Annotated in this window: 16 protein-coding genes; 9 read left to right on the top strand and 7 right to left on the bottom strand. The window is 62.3% G+C overall.

All coding sequences use genetic code 11. The features are described 5' to 3' along the window. Window positions 1–102 precede the first annotated feature (102 nt). The 3 genes from QM672_RS10090 to QM672_RS10080 all read right to left on the bottom strand — a co-directional run bounded on the left by QM672_RS10090 (window position 103) and on the right by QM672_RS10080 (window position 4,072). Window positions 103–1,797 carry a cellulose synthase operon protein YhjQ/BcsQ gene (locus QM672_RS10090; RefSeq protein ID WP_415082315.1) on the bottom strand — a complete coding sequence of 565 codons (1,695 nt, stop codon included), beginning with the start codon at window positions 1,795–1,797 and terminating at the stop codon, window positions 103–105. A gap of 341 nt (window positions 1,798–2,138) precedes the next feature. Beyond that, a complete protein-coding gene (locus QM672_RS10085; RefSeq protein WP_311935154.1) occupies window positions 2,139–3,296 on the bottom strand; it encodes a glycosyltransferase family 1 protein in 1,158 nt (385 codons plus the stop codon). A gap of 164 nt (window positions 3,297–3,460) precedes the next feature. Next, window positions 3,461–4,072: a sugar transferase gene (locus QM672_RS10080; RefSeq protein WP_376717656.1), complete on the bottom strand. Its 612-nt coding sequence runs from the start codon at window positions 4,070–4,072 to the stop codon at window positions 3,461–3,463. 945 nt (window positions 4,073–5,017) lie between these two features. Here QM672_RS10080 and QM672_RS10075 point away from each other — a divergent pair. Beyond that, the gene (locus QM672_RS10075; RefSeq protein WP_311935145.1) at window positions 5,018–6,121 is read left to right on the top strand and encodes a glycosyltransferase; all 1,104 of its coding nucleotides are present in this window, start codon (window positions 5,018–5,020) and stop codon (window positions 6,119–6,121) included. 159 nt (window positions 6,122–6,280) lie between these two features. Continuing rightward, window positions 6,281–7,558, top strand: coding sequence for a polysaccharide biosynthesis/export family protein (locus tag QM672_RS10070; RefSeq protein WP_394308316.1), 1,278 nt, complete (start codon window positions 6,281–6,283; stop codon window positions 7,556–7,558). 47 nt (window positions 7,559–7,605) lie between these two features. On the opposite strand, the gene QM672_RS10065 is transcribed toward QM672_RS10070, so the two are convergent. Then, window positions 7,606–8,361, bottom strand: a complete 756-nt coding sequence (locus QM672_RS10065) for a 2OG-Fe(II) oxygenase (RefSeq protein ID WP_311935141.1) — start codon at window positions 8,359–8,361, stop codon at window positions 7,606–7,608. Between the two features lie 173 nt (window positions 8,362–8,534). Then, window positions 8,535–8,843, bottom strand: coding sequence for a hypothetical protein (locus QM672_RS10060; RefSeq protein ID WP_068295966.1), 309 nt, complete (start codon window positions 8,841–8,843; stop codon window positions 8,535–8,537). A gap of 498 nt (window positions 8,844–9,341) precedes the next feature. Here QM672_RS10060 and QM672_RS10055 point away from each other — a divergent pair, with 498 nt between their 5' ends. Next, window positions 9,342–10,175, top strand: a complete 834-nt coding sequence (locus tag QM672_RS10055; protein ID WP_415082311.1) for an aldo/keto reductase — start codon at window positions 9,342–9,344, stop codon at window positions 10,173–10,175. Between the two features lie 5 nt (window positions 10,176–10,180). On the opposite strand, the gene QM672_RS10050 is transcribed toward QM672_RS10055, so the two are convergent. Then, entirely contained in the window at window positions 10,181–11,098 is a 918-nt protein-coding gene (locus QM672_RS10050) for a carbon-nitrogen hydrolase family protein (protein ID WP_415082309.1), read from the bottom strand. 21 nt (window positions 11,099–11,119) lie between these two features. Beyond that, on the bottom strand, window positions 11,120–11,677 hold the full coding sequence (locus QM672_RS10045; RefSeq protein ID WP_311935134.1) for an Lrp/AsnC family transcriptional regulator: 558 nt from the start codon (window positions 11,675–11,677) through the stop codon (window positions 11,120–11,122). A 257-nt stretch (window positions 11,678–11,934) separates the two neighbouring features. Here QM672_RS10045 and QM672_RS10040 point away from each other — a divergent pair, with 257 nt between their 5' ends. The 6 genes from QM672_RS10040 (at window position 11,935) to QM672_RS10015 (ending at window position 20,105) form a co-directional block, all read left to right on the top strand. Next, window positions 11,935–13,431: an APC family permease gene (locus QM672_RS10040; RefSeq protein WP_415082304.1), complete on the top strand. Its 1,497-nt coding sequence runs from the start codon at window positions 11,935–11,937 to the stop codon at window positions 13,429–13,431. After that, window positions 13,428–14,309: a universal stress protein gene (locus tag QM672_RS10035; protein ID WP_394308323.1), complete on the top strand. Its 882-nt coding sequence runs from the start codon at window positions 13,428–13,430 to the stop codon at window positions 14,307–14,309. Before QM672_RS10040 ends, QM672_RS10035 begins: the two co-directional genes overlap by 4 nt. A 105-nt stretch (window positions 14,310–14,414) precedes the next feature. After that, on the top strand, window positions 14,415–15,374 hold the full coding sequence (gene speB, locus QM672_RS10030) for an agmatinase (protein WP_415082302.1): 960 nt from the start codon (window positions 14,415–14,417) through the stop codon (window positions 15,372–15,374). 109 nt (window positions 15,375–15,483) lie between these two features. Beyond that, window positions 15,484–17,106, top strand: coding sequence for a 5-guanidino-2-oxopentanoate decarboxylase (locus QM672_RS10025; protein WP_415082300.1), 1,623 nt, complete (start codon window positions 15,484–15,486; stop codon window positions 17,104–17,106). An 8-nt stretch (window positions 17,107–17,114) separates the two neighbouring features. Continuing rightward, a complete protein-coding gene (locus QM672_RS10020) occupies window positions 17,115–18,560 on the top strand; it encodes an aldehyde dehydrogenase family protein (protein WP_415082299.1) in 1,446 nt (481 codons plus the stop codon). A gap of 90 nt (window positions 18,561–18,650) precedes the next feature. Beyond that, on the top strand, window positions 18,651–20,105 hold the full coding sequence (locus tag QM672_RS10015; protein ID WP_415082298.1) for a biotin carboxylase: 1,455 nt from the start codon (window positions 18,651–18,653) through the stop codon (window positions 20,103–20,105). Window position 20,106 lies beyond the last annotated feature (1 nt).

Genomic DNA, 20,106 nt, shown 5'->3' with positions numbered 1-20,106 from the left:
GAGGGAAGCTGGCCTGGATCGTAAGGACGGCGAAGCAGCATCCCTGAATTGATGAAAGGCGAACGCTGAGGGAGCGGCCCCGATAGACCCCGGTGTGCCAGGTCAGGCGCGCGGGCGGCGTAGGAGCACCGGCCAGTCGCGCCTCGGCACCTTGTTGAGCACGGCGCCCATCACCTTGCCATTGGCCTGCTGCAAGGTATCGAGCGCCTCGGTCACGTCGTCGCTGGTGGTGCGGCCCGCCTCGATGACGAAGATCATCGTATCAAGGAGCGGTGCCACTGCCTTGACGTCGGAAGACAGGCTCATGGCAGGCAGATCGACGATGACGCAATCATAGGCGTTCAGCGCGTTGAGCTGTTCCTGCATGACGGATGAACCGATGAAGAGATCGATATCGACCGAGCCGCCAGCCCTGTTCGCGGGAATGAAGTCGAGACGAGGAACCAGATTGATCGCGGAGGCGGTGATCTGCTTGCCACGCTGTTGCAAAACTTCGCTCAGGCCATAACGGGCATCCGGGGCGTAGTGACGGCTTAGTGCGTCGTCGCGCAGATCGCAGTCGATCAGCATGGTGTGGCGGCCGCTCGCGGCGAACAGATGGGCCAGGTTGGCGGCGATGGTGGACTTGCCTTCATGGGGCAGACACGATGCAATGCCGATGACTCGCGCGCCGGAACTCTGCTCCTTGCCCATGATCGCCGTGCGCACGGCTCTGAGACTTTCGGCGAAGGGGGAGAGCATGCCCGCCTTCGAGGTGGCATAGGCGAAGTGGTTGTCATCCGAATCGGTTCGGCGCCGCCTGAATAGCCGCAGCGATTTAATCGCGGCAACCAGCGTTTTCGGCAGCTTGGCGAGATCACGGCGGAGGTCTGCAAGGGTGTGCGGCAGGCCGGAGCCGCGCTCGTCGGTCGCAAAGGGGATGATGCCGATGCAATTGAGACCGAGCTCGCGCTGCACATGCCGCTTGGCGCGCAGCGTGCGGTTGAGCGTGTGAAAAATACTGACCGCACCGAGACCCGTCAGCAGGGAGAAGGAAGCCGCCAGCAGCAGAATCAGTTTCGTCTGCGGATAGGCTTTCGAAAGGGGCTCGGCGGCAGAACTGATGATACGGGCGTCGGAGGCGGAGAACTGGCGATCAGGCAGGACACCCTTGCGTACCGCTTCCTCGATGGCCTGTTGCTGTCCCTTGATCTCGTCGATGCGCCCTTGCAGCCATTCATTGTTGCGCTGCATGGACAGAGACCTGGCATCGATCTGGTCGCGGATGAAGGCGGCGGTGATCGAATTGGCGATCGAGGCGGCCTTGGCGGCGGATTTCGAGCGATAGCCGATCTCGAGCACCAGGGATTGCCCGATTCGACGTACCGTGACGCGGTCGCTGAAAGTGGTGAAGGCCGCTGCATCATGGCGTTTGACCAGATCCGGCGTCACGCCCTGGGCCGGCAGCGGGCCGACGAATTCGGGATCGTTCTGCAGATTCAGCGTTTGGAACACCAGGCGCAGAACCCGTTCGGATTTCACGATCTGAATCTGGCTCTCGATCTGCGAATTGTCGAGATTGGTCTGCAGAAGGCCGGGATCCACCCCCTGGGAACTTGAGAAGGAGCTTCTGGGCTCCAGAATCACGAAGGAGGCTGCGTAATATTCCGGCGGGGTGCTGACGATGTAGATGATCGCGGCGAAGACGCAGAGGATGAACCACAGCACCAGGCCGCGGGCATAGCGCATGATCTCGACGAGAATGTCGCGCAAGCCGAAACTCGTGGGCTGATCATTCAGCGGCCTGAGATAGAGCATGTCAGCGGCCTCGAACCTTCAACAAAATCCATGAACAGGGCGACATTGGAACGACGGGATCGCGGGCAATCCCAACGATCCGGTTCGAGCGCGCTCGAACATGTCACATTGCGGAAAGCCTGGAGGCAGTGCGCTGCCGCGCGGCCGGTTCCGCGCAGGCAATGCAGAGTTCAGGTCGAATATCGCGCTTATAGAGTTAGGGAAGGCAAGTCGCAATGCTTGGCTCGCAATACTATTGGTCATGATGGTGGAAGGTTTGGCTCACCCCCGTTCGCGGCAAGCCAAGCTCAAATCATACGGTGGAAACATGTTGTGGCGACGGCATGACTTCCAGGAATACGTCATGCTTTTCCGGACCGCCTCTCGCGGATGAGGTCGAGATAACCTTGGGCCGATTTCCGCCATGAATAGGCCTCGACGCGCTTGCGCCCTCGTTCGGAGAACGTGGAACGCAAGGTATCTGAGCCGGCCAGACTCTCGATATGGCGGAGCCAAGCAGCAGGTTGGTCGGGCGGCGCCAGCAATGCCGCATCGCCGCACACCTCCGGCATGCTGGCCTGATCGGATGAGATCACGGGACAGCCGAGCGCCATTGCCTCGACGATCGGCAGGCCGAAACCCTCGGTGAAGGAGGGAAACAGCAGGCACAACGCGCCCTGCAGCAGGGCTGCCAGGTCGTCATCATCGACGAAGCCCATGAAACGTACGTTCGGCGCGGGGGCCCGGTGTTCTTCCGCGGCAAAAATGCTGGATTGGCCGCCAGTCACGACAATGTCGATGCCGCGCTCGTCGAGGGCTTGGGCGAGATCGAGCACCATCGCGACATTCTTGTGGCGGGCGCGGCTGCCGATGATGAAGACATAGGGCCGTTCGAACCGGTGCTTGGTGCGAATCGAGGAGCGGGATGCGTTCCAGCGAAAGACATGCTCGTGGCCATTGGGCAGAACGACGATATCTTCGCGGGCGATCGGCAGATGACGGGCAAGCTCTCCCGCCGAGAAATGCGAGACGGTGGTAATCGCGGCGGCGCGCCGAACCAGCAGGGGCAGGAGCGTCCCGTAAACGGCACGAAAGGCCCGGCTGTAGCTCGTCGGCATGTTGGCGACATTGGCATCATGGATGCAGACGACCTGCCTGCTGCGGGCGACCGGTCCCAGATTGCATAAATTCAGCAGGAAGCGGCGATCGAGCAGGGGCAGTTCCATCTGCTCCCAAAAATGCCCGCGCAAGCGTTGGGATCGTCTGGCCTGGATGGCGCGGTAGGCGGGAACGTCACTGCTGTCCGGCAGATAGAGGCTGGCCTGCCCTCCTTGCTGATGCAGGAGTTCGTCGAGATGGGCAGTGATTTCCCGCGCATAGCGCTGCACGCCGGTGACCGGTTGGGTGAGGAAGCGCCCGTTGATCGCAAAGGAAAGCGGATCGATCATGGTTGCCGAAAGAGCTCGTGAGGCGGGAGCCGGGTCAATCGCGCTCGATTGCGGCAATGTGTCGACGTTCATCGCAGGCCTTCCCTTTCGATGCAAGCGACCTGAGGACCAGCGTGCGAGGCGTCGGCTGAACAAGCCACAGCGGTCAAAAAAAGACGCCCGAAGTCGGTGGTGCTTCGGGCGCAAGGCTGACAGTTACTCGATCGCTTGAACTGCGGCCGACTCTTGAACCAAGCTCAATAGGAGCCGGAGGGACGCAACACGGCCGGGATCGTCTTCAGGATGATGACGATGTCGCTCCACAGGCTCCATTCGCGCACATAGCGGACATCGAGGCTGACACGATGCTGATAGGACACATCGCTGCGGCCGCTGACCTGCCACAGGCCGGTGAGACCGGGCCGCACCTTGAGATAGTCCTCGATATGGGCGCCATAGCGCACCATTTCGTCGCGGACGATCGGCCGGGGACCAACGAGGCTCATGTCACCACGGATGACGTTGAGGAGCTGGGGCAGCTCATCGATGCTGGACTTTCGCAGGAACTGGCCGAGCGGGGTGATGCGCGGATCGTTCTTGAGCTTGTGGGTCTCTTCCCATTCTTGGCGGGCCGCACTATTGGCGGCCAGATGCTCGCGCAGCACCTCGTCCGAGTTCGTCACCATCGAGCGGAACTTGAGGCACGGAAAGAGTGCGCCGCCACGACCAACGCGGTTGTGCCGAATGAAGATAGGCCGGCCCTGAAGGACGAGCAGCACGCCGAGCAGCAGCATGAAAAGTGGCAGCAGGAAGACGAGTGCGGCCGAGGCAGTGACAATGTCGAGCACGCGCTTGCCTCCCTTTGCCATTTCAAGGGATAGGCCGCTTCTTTGCTTGTTTGATTTGAACAAGGAAGCATCGTCTTTGCCGGGTATACGGCTAAGACTGTTCGAGCTAGCCAAGTTTTCCATCTCTCGCCTCGGTCAGAGTGCTGCGTTACGCTATGTTATTCATCCCGGGTGGAGTTGCCGTTCAGCATGTTGCGCTGCGGCAACCAAAACAAAATCGGGCTTGGTGCGGCGTTTGGAAGTTTTTGCCGGCGTTTGTAAACACAAGCCGAAGCGTGTTTTGATTTGGATGAATTTATTGATCCTGAATTGCTGAATTTCGTGTTGGAAATCAAGGATTAGGGCTGTTGGAATTTGGGGGGGTTAGTACCTACCGTTGCGTTGAGTTAGAGGCATACCCCTATCCAAAAAGGATAGAGTTTGATTAAATCCATACCGTTTAGGAGGTAGGTGAAGGGGGATGCTGCATCGCAGAAACGGGTTAGGTCTATCTCTTTGGAAGGTTGGCTGGCTTAATTTTCTGCTTCTCCGCCGTATTTTTCCCTATCCTCGGGGAGTGTATGGGTAGCCTATCCTAGACTCTCGAATAGGATCGCCCCGCTTTCGGCACCGCCGGGAGAGCATCATCGTCATGGGAGGCGCCTTCAAAGGGAGAGAAAGGATAGTATCGAAAGCGCAATCTCGCGGGGACTCGCTAGGAATTTGGCGGGTTTCAGGCCAAAAATGGCCGAATAGCCCACCCAGGCGGGATGTGTGCTAGAACGCACATCGTGGCCGGCCCGCATGTGCTAATCCGCAAAGCTTGCGGTCACCCCGTCGCAGTTTGCCGGGCGTTTCGCGCTCCGGCGGGATGGGGCGGATTACCCCCTTCGTCGTACGCCCGAATGCTTTGGTGCGAGCTGCGAAAACTGTATTTGTGCTTTGAATTGGGCATTCGACTTGGGGCCCGCAGGAAGAATTGGTGCAATGCGAGTTGCAATCGTACATTACTGGTTCGTCGGCATGCGCGGCGGCGAAAAGGTCATCGAGGCGCTTTGCGAGCTTTTCCCGCAGGCCGACATCTTCACCCATGTCTATCGGCCCGACGCCGTGTCGCCGGTGATCCGACGCCATAAGGTATCGACGTCCTTCATCAGCCGCTTGCCAGCCGCCCATCGCCTCTACAAGTCCTATTTGCCCCTGATGCCGATGGCCCTCGAGAATCTCGACCTTCGCGGCTACGATCTGGTGATCAGCAGCGAATCCGGGCCTGCGAAGGGCATCGTTCCGCCGGCGGATGCAGTTCATATCTGCTATTGCCATTCGCCCATGCGCTATATCTGGAACATGTTCCACGACTACCGCGAGCGTAGTGGCTTCCTGACTCGCATGATGATGCCCCCGATCGCGCATTATATTCGCAACTGGGATGCAGCCTCTGCGTCACGCGTTGATCATTTCGTCTCGAATTCGAAGACCGTGGCTCGCCGCGTCCAGTCTTATTATCGACGCGATTCAGATGTCATATTCCCGCCCGTCGATACGGCGGCGTTTCGCCCCGTCGAGACGTCCGAACTCGAAGACTATTATCTGATGGTGGGTGAACTGGTCAGCTACAAGCGGCCGGACCTGGCGGTGGAGGCCTTCAACCGAACCGGCAGGAAACTCGTCATCATCGGCGGCGGCGAGATGTTCGCCAAGGTCAAGGCCATGGCGGGGCCGACCGTCTCGGTCCTGGGGCCGCAGCCCTTCAGCGCGCTGCAGCATCATTATGCCCGTTGCCGGGCTCTGGTGTTCCCGGGCGAGGAGGATTTCGGCATCGTGCCGGTGGAGGCCATGGCCAGCGGGCGTCCTGTGATCGCCTATGGGCGGGGAGGGGCGACGGAAACCGTGATTGCCGACAGGACCGGGGTGTTCTTTCAAACCCAGAGCGTGGAAGCCATCATTGATGCGATCGAGCGCCTGGAAAAGACGGATATCGACCCCTCGGCGATTACGGCCCATGCGGCGGGTTTCGGCAAGGAAGTCTTCACTGAAAAAATGCGCGCCTATGTCGAGCGGCGCGTGCATGAAAAAAGCACGCAGGCATAGTCGATGTGAGAGCATCACTGCGTTATTTCAAAGCAGACCGGATCAGGCCTTCCCGTAAGGCCCGTTCATTGAAGGACGGTATTGAAACCCATGAGTTTCTCAGCATTTCACAGGGCCTCGTTTTGCCGCAAATCACGACGTGCAAGCCTGCGTCGCCTGGTGACAGGCCTGCTGACCGCAGTGGTTGCCACGATGGGGATCGCGACGACGGCGCTGGCCGAGCCCTATCTGCTCGGGCCGGAAGACAAGCTCAAGATCAGGGTCTATGACTGGCGCGCTTCCTCGAGCGAGGTGCATGAATGGGCTGCGTTGACAGGCGAATTCGTCGTGGGCGCGTCCGGCAACGTATCCCTGCCGCTCATCGGCGAGGTTCCGGCGGCCGGCAAGAGCACGGGCGACCTGTCTGTCCTGATCGGCGAGAAGCTGCAGGCCAGCATCGGCCTTTCCAATCGGCCGGATGCCTCGGTGGAAGTGTCGACCTACCGGCCCTTCTACATCTTGGGCATGGTGACCACGCCCGGCCAATATCCCTATAAGCCCGGCCTCACCGTACTCCAGGCCATCAGTACGGCGGGGGGTGTGCTGCGTGTCTCCGATTTCGGGCTTCTCAGCTTCCAGCGTGAAAGCCTGGTCAATCGCGGCGATCTGCGGACCCTGGCGGTGGAACGGCTGGGGCTGCTGGCGCGCGAGGCGCGCCTCGATGCCGAATTGCGGGATAGCGACACCATAACCTTCCCCAAGGAGCTGATGAGCCAGGCCGACACGCCGCAGATCGCCCAGATGATGAAGGAGGAGCAACTCCTGTTTGAGGCACGCAAGCAGGCATTGCGCTCACAGGAGGATGCGATCAACCAGACCAAGAAGCTGCTCGGCTCGGAGGTCGAATCTCTCAAGGCCAAGAGCCAGTCCCTGGAGCGCCAGCTCGACTTGGCCAAGCAGGAACTGGATAACGTCAATGGCCTGGTGTCCAAGGGTTTGGCTGTCGCCTCGCGCAAACTGGCGCTGGATCAGAACGTCTCGCAATTCGAAAGCAACCGCCTGGATATCGATCTGCTGATCTTGCGTGCGCAGCAGGATATCTCGAAGGCCGAACGCGATGTCGTCGACCTGCACAACAAGCGGCGCAACGACATTCTGACCGAGATCTCGGACGTCCGCAGCAAGATCTCGGTGAATGCCGAGAAGACGACGACGACGCAGGGGCTCATCTACAACGCCGAGGTGCAGGCGCCGCAGGCTGTCGTCTCCCAGATCGGCAACATCAACAGCAAGCTGACCTTTGCCATCATCCGGCGGGTCGGAGACAAGACGCAGACGATCGAGGCGAATGAAGCCGACCCGGTCTATCCCGGCGACGTGGTGAGAGTGGATCGCATCGGCGCAGCACCCAACGGCCAGGAGATCGTGCCGCGCTCTTCCGCTTCGGCGCAACCTTGATTGCCAGGCACCGGGAAGGCGGAGCATGCCGCCTTCCCGGTGCCGTCTTATCGGGCATCGTGGAAGATGAGGCCCAATGTGTGCCTCTGTCCCGAGCGAACGCGGCTGACGCCGTGGCGCAGATTGACGCGATAGGACCCTCTGCTGCCCTGGACCGGCCGGTTATGCACGGCGAAGGCGACGGCATCGCCCTGGCGCAGGGGCACGACCTCGACCCGGCTCTGCATGCGAGGCCGCTGTTCGGTGAGGACGAATTCGCCACCGGTGAAATCGCGGCCGGGCTCAGAGAGGAGAATGGCAACCTGGATCGGAAAGGCCAGGTCGCCATACAGATCCTGGTGGAGACAATTGAAGTCTCCGGGCCCATATTGCAGCAGCAACGGGGTCGGGCGGTTCTGACCGGCTGCGTGGCAGGCCTTTAGAAAATCGGCATGTGCGGCCGGATAGCCTGCCTCAATTCCCATGCGCCGGTTCCAGGCGTTGGCGGTTGCGGCAAGATGCGGATAGAGTGCGGTTCTGAGCTCGCCGATCAGCGCCGGTAGGGGATAGGCGAAATAGCGGTATTCGCCGCGGCCGAAGCCGTGCCTCGCCATATGGACATGGCTGCGGAAATGCGTCTCCCGCGCATAGAGATCGGCGATGCCCCGGCATTCCTCCGGCGAAAGCAGGCCATCCAGCACGGTGCAGCCATAATCATCGAGTTCGCGGGTCAGCCCCTGCCAATCATAGGCCGCGACCCGGTCGACACCATAGGCGTTGGGAACAGGCAGGGAAGCAGGCTGGGGGCGTGGCAGGCCGGACATGGGCTTGTCCTTTCGTCATCATGATGGGTTCACGATGACTTTAGGTCGGCCCGGCCGAACCGACATTCCGATCTCTGCTGCCTGCCTCTATACTCCACCATAGGCCATCAAACATGACGACACCGCGTGCAAGGGCGCGCGGTGCGGTTCGGAGACGTTCGGACGTGTCGGGATCAGTGCTTGGTCTGTGTCTTGGCGAAGCGGCACTCGGCTGCCATGGCGGCCGCGTCCAGGCGCACCATGGCATCGGTGATGATCCTGCGGGCCTCGATCGGAATCTTGCCACGCATGGCCAGGAAATCGCCGGCGCGGCGATGGTCGGATTCGGGTAGGGCTTCGAGTTGCAACAGGGCGTCGGCCCAGCGGAGGCAGGCCTTGACCTTTGCCGGGGATCTACGGTCCCTGAGATTGGCCATCGCGTCATGCGTCGCGAACTCATATTCGAGTGCCGCTGCGATGGCCGGGTCTTTCGGCTCTTTCATGGATGCCTAGCTCACTGGGGTCGTTCAAATGGAAGGTAGATTGCTCCCAGACAACTTAATGAAATCGATCTCAAAATGCAGACCGGCAAATTTGCGGGGTATTTTTGGGGTGGTGCGGGAAATACGTTTTTCGCCTCGGCCGAAAGTAGCAATCCATTCCACCATGCGGCTAGGAGACGTAGCTGTCATGCTGCCGTCACAGTGCCGGATGACGTAAGGAGAGGCCGGCAGGAGTTTAACGGCTGTCTTAGCCTGTCGGTTCCTATCGCCGGCATGGCCTTTCCGTCACCCCTTTTTTCCTCCTCATCTACCGCAAAGAGGTATGGGAAACCGGCGGTGTCGAGGCGAGATGGGAGGGTAAGCGCCGATTTTTACATCGATTTTCCTATCTTGGACGGTGATCGGCGGGCAAGGGTCGAAATCCGGCGGAGCGGACGATAGGATCGTCGCTGCGGCAGGGACCGCAGTGTTCCTGGTGCCGCTACGAGGAGTAAGACCATGACGATTTCCACCACCAGGCTGCCGGATGGTTCCGCCGTGCCCGTATTCGGGCTCGGCACCTGGGGCATGGGCGAGGCGAGGCGGGAGGCCGGAGCCGAGGTCGCCGCCTTGCGTGCCGGGCTCGATCTCGGCATCGGCCTGATCGATACCGCCGAAATGTATGGTAGCGGCGGTGCCGAACAGGTGGTCGGCCAGGCAATCGCGGGACGGCGCGATCAGACCTATCTCGTCTCCAAGGTCCTGCCTTCGAATGCTGGCCGCCGCCAGGCGGTTCGCGCCTGCGAGGAGAGCCTCAAGCGGCTGGGCACCGACCGCATCGATCTCTATCTCCTGCATTGGCGCAGCTCGACGCCGCTCGAAGAGACGATTGCGGCCTTCGAGGACCTGAAGCAGGCCGGCAAGATCCTGCGCTGGGGCGTTTCCAATTTCGACGTCGACGATATGCAGGAGATCGAAGCGATCAGCCCGGACTGCCAGGCCAACCAGGTGCTCTATAATCTGACGCGGCGCGGAATCGAATATGACCTGACGGGCTATTGCCGCGAGCGGTCCATGCCGATCATGGCCTATTCTCCCATCGAGCAGGGAGCACTGGCCAGGCACCGGGTGCTGGACGCGATCGCGCGCGACCATGGCGCCACCCCCGCACAGATCGCGCTCGCCTGGGTACTCGACAAACCCGGGATCGTCGCCATTCCCAAGAGCCGTCATCCCGAACGGGTGAAGGAGAATCTAGGATCGCTGGCGATCAAGCTGAGCGATGCCGATCGCGCCAGCCTCGATGCGGCCTTCCCGCCACCACGCCGCAAGCAGGGTCTGGAGATGCTCTGAGCCGGTCAGGACCAGTCGCGCTTGCGCATCGGAACCAGGGGACCGAGGCTGTCGAGATAGGCCGAGCTTCCATTGTCGGCATAGGTCGACAGCACGACATTCTTGTCGCGGAAGGACTTCAGGACCTGCCCGAGACCATTGGCCCCCTCGGCCCGGACCTGCCTGACCAGGCCGAGATCGATATTGATCGGGAAGATCTCGGTGGCCTGGCCGCATTGATGCAGCACCACACCGGTCGGATCGACGACGAGCGAGCGGCCGACACCGCCGCCATCCAGGCCGTTCACGTCGAAGACGTAGCAGGAGAACATCACCGCGGTAGCCTGGACGATGGCAAGCTCGGCCTGGCGATCGGTGGTACCGGTCAGCACCGGGTGGATCAGCACCTCGACGCCCGCCGAGGTCAAGGTGCGCGTGGTCTCCGGGAACCAGATATCGTAGCAGATCGACAGGCCGAAACGACCGACCTCGGGCACGTCGAAGACCAGGAACTCGCTGCCCCCGGTGACACCGGCCTCGAACGGCATGAAGGGAAACATCTTGTCGTAGCGCCCGACGATCTCGCCGGCAGGATTGATCACCACGGCATGGTTGAAGGTCTTGCCGTCGCGCTCGACGAAGACGCTGCCCGGAATGATCCAGATGCGATGCTTGGCAGCCAGCGCCTGGAAGATGGCCTCGTCGGCCAGGGGATCGGCTGAAGCGCAGGCATGCAGCGGTCCATGCGCGGCAAGCTCGCTGAACACCACCATGTCGACGCCGGGATAGAGCGCCATTGTCTTTTCCAGTTGCGCCGCCATCGCCGCGATGTTCTGGCCGGTGACCGGCACGGGCATCTGGATGCCGGCGATCAGGAAACGGGAATTGTCCCGCCGTGGAGGCGGTGCCGGTGCGTCGTTCACCTCGGGGTGAAGGCCTGACATGTTTTTCCGGTTCTCATGGGTTCACTCCACTTGCCGGGTAGCCGTTTTCGCGGCGGAATCCAAGCGGAGCATGGAACGCGGCTGTGGAGCGACGAGATCGTCGAGGGCCACGCCTTTGAAGGGTTTGGTCGATTTCAGCACGATATAGCTCGACAGATTGCCGATCTTGGGCCCGAGCTTCAGCAATTCATCGGACAGCATCTGGTAGGAACCGATATCGGGGCAGACGAAGCGTACCAGATAGTCGATCGGGCCGCTCACCTTGGTGCATTCCACCACATAGCGCATGCCCATCACCATCTTTTCGAAGGTGAGAAAGTCGTCGAGGCCATGACTGTTCAAGGTCACGGCGGCGATGACGTCGACATGCCGGCAGACTTTGGCGATGTCGATGCTGGCATGGTAGCTTGAGATCACACCGGCCTTTTCGAGGCGTTTGACACGCTGGAGGCACGGGCTGGGCGACAGGCCCACCGCATCGGCCAGTTCCTGGTTGGTGGCGCGGGCATCCGCCTGCAGACGCGCCAGGATGCGCAGGTCGACCTGGTCGAGCCGGATCGAGCCATCATCGTCTTTCATATGCTTCGCTCCCTGCCGCTCGACCTCTCGCCGCGATTCCGGCGGGCCCGCTTTCAAGGCGGCATGAGGATACCTTGCGGGTGATCTCGTCAAGACGGAGCGCGGGCCCCGAGCGGCACAAACTTGCGTGTCGCCATGCTCCGGCAGCAGCAAGTGTTGAAATGTGACGGAAATTTGGCAGCACTTTTGCTGGGCCGGGAGCTACACTGGCGCACAATAAGAAGGCACCGCAAGGGCAATCCAGGGGAAGTGAAAGCATGGCGTCATCCCTCATCGAGCGGCTCACCCGCAAGAAGCCAGTCAGTCGATTGGTCGCCGATACCGCCGACAGCGGCGATGGCCACGGTCATCTCGGCCGTTCCATTACTTTGTTCCAACTCACCATGTTCGGCGTGGGTGCCACGATCGGTACCGGCATTTTCTTCGTGCTGAGCGAGCAGGTGCCCGTGGCCGGCCCGGCGGTGGTGATCTCCTTCGTCATCGCAGCCGTCACGGCGGGGCTGTCGGCGCTGTGCTACGCCGAGATGAGCTCGATGATCCCGGTCTCCGGCTCCTCCTATTCCTACGCCTACGCCACGCTGGGCGAGGGCGTTGCCTTCTTCGTGGCGGCTTGCCTGGTACTGGAGTATGGCATCTCCGCCGCAGCGGTGGCGGTCGGCTGGGCCGAATATGTCGAAAAGCTCCTGAGCAACCTGACGGGCATCGTGCTGCCGGGTTGGATGACCAAGGGACCGATCACCCTTCCCGATAGCGACAACCCCTTCGCCATGGCCTTCTTCGGTGATGGTTCAGGCCTGATCAACCTGCCGGCAGTGATCCTGGTGGCTCTGTGCTGCCTACTGCTGCTGCGCGGTTCCAAGGAATCGGCGCGCACCAACGCCATCATGGTGCTGATCAAGCTGGCGGTGCTGACGCTGTTCATCGTGATTGCCGGCAGTGCCTTCAACGCCGCCAATTTCACGCCCTTCTTCGGGGAGAAGGGCTTCAACGGCGTGCAGGCGGCTGCGGCCTCGATCTTCTTCACCTTCGTGGGCCTCGACGCGGTGTCGACGGCGGGCGAGGAAGTGGTCAATCCCAAGCGCAACCTGCCGCTCGCCATCATTTCGGCCCTGGTGATCGTCACCAGCTTCTATGTGCTGGTGGCCGTTGCTGCCCTCGGCGTGCAGCCTGCCAGCCAGTTCGGCGGGCAGGAGGCGGGCCTTGCCACCATCCTCCAGAACATCACCGGTGCAGCCTGGCCCGCCAATCTCCTGGCGGCCGGCGCGGTGATCTCGATCTTCTCGGTCACGCTGATCGTGCTCTATGGCCAGTCGCGCATCCTGTTCGCGGTGTCTCGCGACGGTATGCTGCCGGCCATCTTTCATGACGTGAACCCACGCACCATGACCCCGGTCGCCTGCACCATCATCGTCTCGGTCTTCGTTGCGCTGATCGCGGCCTTCGTCCCGGCCGGCCTGCTATGGGATCTCACCAGCATGGGCACGCTGGTCGCCTTCACCGTGGTCTCGGCCGGCGTGCTCATCCTGCGCTATACCCAGCCCGACATGCAGCGCGGCTACCGGGTTCCGTTCGGTCCGGTCCTGCCGATCCTCTCGATCATCGCCTGCATCTATCTCATCCTGAGGCTGAGCGGCATCGTCTTCGCCATTACCGGCGTCTGGATCGCCATCGCCGCGCTGCTATACTTCACCTATTCGGCCCGCCATTCGCGGCTGGAGGCTTCTGACAACGCAGTCGGCGAGGCAGCCCAATGAAATATCTGGTTGGCCTTTCCGCCGATCAGGGCGGGCGCGAGGCGCTCGCCCTCGGTGCGGTGCTGTCGCGTTCCTGCGGCGCCTCCCTGGTCGTATGTACCGTCACGCCCGACACCTGGGGTCCGCCGTCGCCGGCCCGCGTGGATGGCGAATACGGCAGTTTCCTGCACCAGCATGCTACCAAGGCGCAGGAGAAAGCCAGAGCGAGCCTGCCTCCCGACGTGCAGGCCGAATTCGTCATCGTCTCTGCCCCGTCGGCGCGTGAAGGCCTGTTGCAGGTCGCTTCCGACATCGATGCCGATTGCCTGGTGCTGGGGTCGACCCGTGCCGCCCCGTTGGGGCGTTTCGGGGAAGGACATGTGACAACCGATGTGCTGCGCTCGGCCCATCTGCCGGTTGCCGTGGCGCCGAGGGGCTATTCGGCCGATGCGAGAACACAGGTGCGGCGGCTGAGCTGCGCCTTTGCCGGCAGCACCACCTCGCCGGGGCTGGCGCGGCGCAGTGCCGACCTGGCCCAATTGCTCGGCGTTCCCCTGCGCCTGGTGACGTTGGTGGTGCGTGACAAGCAGATGTATCCGACCGGGGCAGGCTATGATGCCGAGAACATCGTCTCCAACACCCTGCGCGAACAGGCGAGCGCCGCACAGGCTGCCGTTCTCGAACATTGGGACGGTCCCGTCGCGATTTCGGGGGAGATCGGCGACGGCAAGAACTGGAAGGCCGCCTTCGATTCGCTGCTTTGGGCGAATGCCGAATTGCTGGTCGTGGGGTCGAGCAGCCTCGGGCCCGTGATGCGGGTGTTCCTCGGCTCAAATTCCAGCAAGATCGCGCATAATTCCCCGGTGCCCTGCCTCATCCTGCCGCGCGTGGACGAGTAGGGGATTACCGGCTACCAGAAACTGGGGGCCTTGTTCCCAGTTACTCGAAGTTCAGGATGCGGGCGGTCGCGGGAGTGGCGAGCGCCGGCTCCATCGGAGGAAGTCATGACAGCCAAATCCTTCAACCAGCCGCTCGGTGGAAACGAGATGCCGCGCTTCGGCGGCCCCGCCACCATGATGCGGCTGCCGACCCAGCCGACCACGGACGGGCTGGACGCCTGTTTCGTCGGCATCCCCATGGATATCGGGACCTCGAACCGGCCGGGCACGCGCTTCGGGCCGCGGCAGATCCGTACCGAATCCTGCATGATCCGCCCCTACAACATGGCGACCCGGGCCGCCCCGTTCGACAGCCTGCAGGTGGCCGACATCGGCGACGTCGCCATCGATACCTTCAACCTGCCCAAATGCGTCGACATCATCACCGATGCCTATCGGGGGATCATCAAGAATGGCTGTCGGCCGCTCACCTTGGGCGGTGACCACACGCTGAGCTATCCGATCCTTAGGGCCATGGCTGAGAAATACGGCCCCGTCGGCCTGATCCATGTCGATGCCCATGCCGACATCAACGAACATATGTTCGGCGAGGCGATCGCCCATGGCACGCCCTTCCGCCGGGCGGTCGAGGCAGGCGTGCTCGATACCAAGCGTTGCGTGCAGATCGGCGTGCGCGGCACCGGCTATGCCGCCGACGATTTCGACTGGCCGCGCGAGCAGGGCTTCCGCGTGGTACAGGCCGAGGAGTGCTGGCACAAGTCGCTGACGCCGCTGATGGAGGAAGTCCGCGCCCAGGTCGGGAACGGCCCGGTCTACCTGACCTACGACATCGACAGCCTCGATCCCTCGATCGCTCCTGGCACGGGAACGCCGGAAATCGGCGGCCTCACCACCATCCAGGCGCTCGAGATCATCCGCGGCTGCTGGGGCCTCAACCTGGTCGGCTGCGACCTCGTCGAAGTGTCGCCACCCTATGATCCGGCTGGCAACACCGCGATCACCGCGGCCAATCTCCTGTTCGAAATGCTCTGCGTGCTTCCGGGCGTACAGAGGCGCAACGCCTAGGGGCGAATTGCGAGTTCGCAATTCTTCCTAGCTCCCTGTCTTGACGCATTTTCTCGATCGTAAAGTCTGCCGACTTTTCTGGAAAATGCTTTTGCAAACGGTACATCACATGTCAGGCCAGTCCCTCACCACGGGCGAATACCTTGTCAGGCTGCTGGAGTCCTATGGCGTCGACCTGATCTTCGGCATACCCGGCGTGCATACGGTGGAACTCTATCGCGGCCTGCCGGCCACGAAGATCCGCCACGTCACGCCGCGCCACGAGCAGGGCGCCGGCTTCATGGCCGACGGCTATGCCCGGGTGACGGGCAAGCCAGGCGTGTGTTTCATCGTCACCGGTCCGGGCATGACCAATATCGCCACCGCCATGGGCCAGGCCTATGCCGATTCGGTGCCGATGCTGGTCATCTCGGCGGTTAATGCCCGCGACCAGCTCGCGATGGGGCAGGGGCGGTTGCATGAACTGCCTTCCCAGCGCAACTTGGTGGCCGGCGTCGCCGCCTTCAGCCATACGCTGCTCGATCCCGACCAGCTTCCCGAGGTGATGGCACGCGCCTTTACCGTGTTCAATTCGCAGCGCCCGCGCCCCGTGCATATCGAGATCCCTCTCGACGTCATCGTCGCACCCGCCGATCATCTGTCGAGTGAGGCCTGGCCCCTGCCGGCCAAGGCTGCCGCCAGCGGCGCCGCCATCGAGAAGGCGGCCGGCATTCTCAAGGCCGCCAAGCGGCCGCTGATCGTGGCGGGCGGTGGGGCCGCCGATGCGGCGGCTGAAATCGCGGCGATCGCCGGCAAGCTCGACGCGCCCGTCTTCACCACCATCAATGGTCGTGGCATCCTCGAGCCCGGCCACCCGCTAGCCCTCAACGGCAATCTCGGCATGGCTCCGCTCCTGGCCGAACTCGCAGCCAGCGATGCGATCCTGGCCATCGGCACCGAGTTCGGCGAGACGGAAATGTATCCCGAACCCCAGCCGCTCAAATTCGGCGGGCCGCTGATCCGCATCGACATCGATCCGCTGCAGCTCGCCGCCGGACTGCGTTGCGACCTGCCCATCGCCGCCGATGCCAAGCTGGCAACTGCGGCCTTGCTCGCGGCGCTCGGCGAGGCACGGCCGGCCGGCGAGGGCAAGGCGCGTGCCAGCGCGGTGCGCGCCAAGGTCGAGGAGGGGCTGTGGCCGGCCTGCCGGACCCACGGCAAGCTGATGGACATCGTGACGCGCACCCTGCCGCAAGCCGTGGTCGCCGGCGACCAGACCGAGCCGGTCTATGCCGTCAACCAGTTCTACCAGGCACCGCAGCCGCGCTCCTATTTCAACTCCTCCACCGGCTATGGCACGCTCGGCTACGGCCTGCCTGCCGCGTTCGGTGCCAAGCTCGGTGCGCCCGACCGGCCCTCAGTCTGCCTGATCGGCGATGGCGGCCTGCAATTCTCGCTGCAGGAAATGGCGAGCGCCGTGGAGGCGAAGATCGCCACGGTGGTGATCATCTGGAACAATACCTCCTATGGCGAGATCAAGGCCTTCATGGCCGACAGGGACATCCCGCAGATCGGCGTCGACATCTTCACGCCCGATTTCGTCGGGCTGTCCCGCGCGCTCGGCTGCGCCGCGGCTTTGCCTGAAACCATCGAGGAACTGACGCGCGAACTGGCCGCCTCCTCGGGCCGCCAGGTGCCGACGGTGATCGAGATCCGGGCCGGCTCGCCGCTCGCCCTTGCCTTGGCCCAGTGAGGCCGGCCATGCAGCACCAGCTCTTCATCGACGGTCGCTGGCAGGATCCGGTCGAGCCCGGGCAGATCCCGGTCTTCGATCCCTATCGGGGGGCCGCTTATCACCAGGTCGCGGCTGCCGGCCCGGCCGATGTCGCCAAGGCGGTCGAAGCAGCGAAGGCAGCTTTCCCGGCCTGGCGTGCCGCTGGGGGTCGTGAACGGGGACGCTATCTCAAGGCCATTGCCGGCAGGCTGACCGAAAGGGCGGAGGAGCTTGCCCGCATCTCCTCGCGCAACAATGGCAAGCCGCTCGGCGAGGCGCGCATCGACATGGCGGATGCGGCCGCGTCCTTTGCCTATTACGCCGAACTGGCTGCCGATCTCGAGGCCAGCCAGAACCGAACTGTCCCCGTACCGGATGCAGCCTTCGGCGCGCGCCTGTGCCGCGAGCCGGCCGGGATCGCCAGCCTGATCGTGCCTTGGAATTTCCCGCTGGTAACGACCTCCTGGAAGGTGGCGCCCGCGCTGGCAGCCGGTTGCACCGTGGTGCTGAAGCCGTCCGAGATCACGCCGGTGGTCGAGCTCGAGCTTGGCGTCATCGCCGCCGAGATCGGCCTGCCGCCCGGCGTGCTCAACATCATCACGGGCACCGGCGAGCGGGTTGGGGCACCGATGACGGTGCATCCCGGCGTGGCGAAGATTTCCTTCACAGGCTCCAATGCCGTGGGTGCCCGGGTGATGGCGGCCGGGGCGCCCGGCACCAAATCGGTCAGCCTGGAACTTGGGGGCAAGTCGCCGATCGTGGTCTTCGACGATGCCGATTTCGACCAGGCGGTGGAGTGCGTGCTGGGCGGCATCTTCTTCAATGCCGGCCAGATGTGCTCGGCGACTTCGCGCCTGCTGGTCGAGCGCTCGATCGCGCCCAGGCTGATCGAGGCGGTGGTGGCGGCCGCGCGTGCCCTCAAGCCGGGCGATCCGCTTGACGAGGGGACGCAGATCGGCCCGATCACCATGAAGGCCCAGCATGACAAGGTGCTGTCCTATATCGAGCGTGGCAAGGCGGATGGATTGAAGCTGCTCACGGGTGGCGGCAAGCCGGCAGGATTGGATCAGGGCTGGTTCGTCGAGCCGACCATCTTCGGGGACGTTCCCGTCGACAGTCCGCTTTGGCGGGAGGAGATCTTCGGTCCCGTCTTGTGCATGCGCAGCTTCGACAGTGAAAGTGAAGCCATTGCACTCGCCAATGACAGCGATTTCGGCCTGGTCGCCACCGTGGTCAGCGAAGACCTCGACAAGGCCAACCGCGTCGCCGATGCGATCGAGTCCGGGCATGTCTGGATCAACAGTCCGCAGGCGATCTTCGTGCAGACCTCCTGGGGCGGCTTCAAGGCCAGCGGCATCGGGCGCGAGCTCGGGCCCTGGGGAATGTCGTCCTATCTGGAGGTGAAGCACGTCACGACGCGCTTGACACGATAGCGAGCAAGTTTGCTAGGTTCTGACTGTATGCCGAAGAAAAAGCATAAGAAGAAGCACAAGATAAGATCAGGAAAGCATAAGGGGTTCGCAATGAAGACCATTCGGAATGTCGCCGATCTGCGCGTTGTCATGCATCGCAACGAGCAGCCGATCTATTTCATATCGGCGACGAATTTCAACCTGATCGGCATTGATGAATGGGTCAGAAACTTCAAATTCATCAGCTATATCGACTGTTTCGACGGACGCCACCCCAATGTCTTCGTTCCCAGCGAGATCCCTCACGCTGAATTCGAAAGTATCGAGGACATCAACAACTATCTTCTTCAGCACAAGGAAGTGATCGACTACATCAAGCGCCGCGGCGGGCGCGCGGTTGCAACCTTCCTGATGTTCGACGAGACGACCGAGGAGATCTGCAACGACCTCGGCATCGAGGTTTGGTTCCCCAAGGCGTCGCTGCGCCAGCGCTGCGACAATAAGATGGAGACCGTGCGCATTGGCAACAAGGCCAAGGTGCCGTCCGTGCCCAATACGCTGGCCGGCGCCAAGAGCTATGAAGAACTGCTGGCTGCCGCCAAGAAAGCCGGTATTGGCACCGATCTCGTCGTGCAGACCGCTTTCGGCGATAGCGGCCACACCACCTTCTTCATCGCCAGCGAGGACGACTACAACAAGCATGCCAAGGAGATCTCGGCCGAGGACGAGGTCAAGATCATGAAGCGGATCAAGTGCCGTGGCGCGACCATGGAGGCCTGCGCCACCAAGTCCGGCACGCTGGTCGGCCCACTGCTCACCGAAGTCGTCGGCCAGCCTGAGCTGACGCCTTACAAGGGCGGCTGGTGCGGCAACGAGATCTTCCCGGGCGCCTTCTCCGAGACCATCCGCGCCAAGGCGCGCGACATGGCCTATCGCTTCGGCAACCAGCTGGTGAAGGAAGGCTATCGCGGCTATTTCGACCTCGATTTCCTGATCGACATCAAGGACAACGAGGTCTATCTGGGCGAGCTCAATCCGCGCATCTGCGGCGCCTCTTCGATGACCAACCACGCCGCCTTCGCCTATGCCGACGCCCCGCTGTTCATGTTCCACCTGATGGAGTTCTCCGGCATCAAGTACAAGATCGATGTCGAGGAACTGAACAATCGCTGGGCGCAGAAGGAATTCATCGATAGTTGGTCGCAGGTGGTGATCAAGGCGACCGACAACATCGTCGATATCGTCACCCATGCGCCTTCGTCGGGCATCTATCGCATGGCGCCCGACGGCAGCGTCTCCTATGACCGCTTCGACTATCACCGCCAGGCGATCGAGAACGAGCAGGAGGCCTTCTTCCTGCGCATCACCGGACCCGGCGATTACCGCTATGAGGGCGCCGATCTCGGCATCCTCATCACGCGTGGTAGGGTGATGAACGACGAGTTCGACCTGAACGAGCGGGCACTGAACTGGATCAAGGGCATCAAGCGGCTTTATGCCACCAAACCCCTGACGGAAGTCCAGCGCGACGACACCCCGTCGGCCGGCTCCTTCAAGATCCTGTAAG

Origin of the sequence: Labrys sp. (in: a-proteobacteria) (genome assembly GCF_047605565.1) — a bacterium.
Taxonomy (GTDB): domain Bacteria; phylum Pseudomonadota; class Alphaproteobacteria; order Rhizobiales; family Labraceae; genus Labrys; species Labrys neptuniae.
Note: the sequence above shows the minus strand (reverse complement) of the source record. Positions and strands in the feature narration are given on the sequence as shown.

What these genes read in the sequence shown, in the direction of transcription:
- QM672_RS10040 (WP_415082304.1), top strand. Translation starts at nt 11,935, where the DNA reads ATGGCGTCATCCCTCATCGAGCGGCTCACCCGCAAGAAGCCAGTCAGT.
- QM672_RS10080 (WP_376717656.1), bottom strand. Translation starts at nt 4,072, where the DNA reads ATGGCAAAGGGAGGCAAGCGCGTGCTCGACATTGTCACTGCCTCGGCC.
- QM672_RS10090 (WP_415082315.1), bottom strand. Translation starts at nt 1,797, where the DNA reads ATGCTCTATCTCAGGCCGCTGAATGATCAGCCCACGAGTTTCGGCTTG.
- QM672_RS10045 (WP_311935134.1), bottom strand. Translation starts at nt 11,677, where the DNA reads ATGAAAGACGATGATGGCTCGATCCGGCTCGACCAGGTCGACCTGCGC.
- QM672_RS10055 (WP_415082311.1), top strand. Translation starts at nt 9,342, where the DNA reads ATGACGATTTCCACCACCAGGCTGCCGGATGGTTCCGCCGTGCCCGTA.
- QM672_RS10035 (WP_394308323.1), top strand. Translation starts at nt 13,428, where the DNA reads ATGAAATATCTGGTTGGCCTTTCCGCCGATCAGGGCGGGCGCGAGGCG.
- QM672_RS10065 (WP_311935141.1), bottom strand. Translation starts at nt 8,361, where the DNA reads ATGTCCGGCCTGCCACGCCCCCAGCCTGCTTCCCTGCCTGTTCCCAAC.
- QM672_RS10060 (WP_068295966.1), bottom strand. Translation starts at nt 8,843, where the DNA reads ATGAAAGAGCCGAAAGACCCGGCCATCGCAGCGGCACTCGAATATGAG.
- QM672_RS10025 (WP_415082300.1), top strand. Translation starts at nt 15,484, where the DNA reads ATGTCAGGCCAGTCCCTCACCACGGGCGAATACCTTGTCAGGCTGCTG.
- QM672_RS10015 (WP_415082298.1), top strand. Translation starts at nt 18,651, where the DNA reads ATGAAGACCATTCGGAATGTCGCCGATCTGCGCGTTGTCATGCATCGC.
- QM672_RS10085 (WP_311935154.1), bottom strand. Translation starts at nt 3,296, where the DNA reads ATGAACGTCGACACATTGCCGCAATCGAGCGCGATTGACCCGGCTCCC.
- QM672_RS10020 (WP_415082299.1), top strand. Translation starts at nt 17,115, where the DNA reads ATGCAGCACCAGCTCTTCATCGACGGTCGCTGGCAGGATCCGGTCGAG.
- QM672_RS10075 (WP_311935145.1), top strand. Translation starts at nt 5,018, where the DNA reads ATGCGAGTTGCAATCGTACATTACTGGTTCGTCGGCATGCGCGGCGGC.
- speB (WP_415082302.1), top strand. Translation starts at nt 14,415, where the DNA reads ATGACAGCCAAATCCTTCAACCAGCCGCTCGGTGGAAACGAGATGCCG.
- QM672_RS10050 (WP_415082309.1), bottom strand. Translation starts at nt 11,098, where the DNA reads ATGTCAGGCCTTCACCCCGAGGTGAACGACGCACCGGCACCGCCTCCA.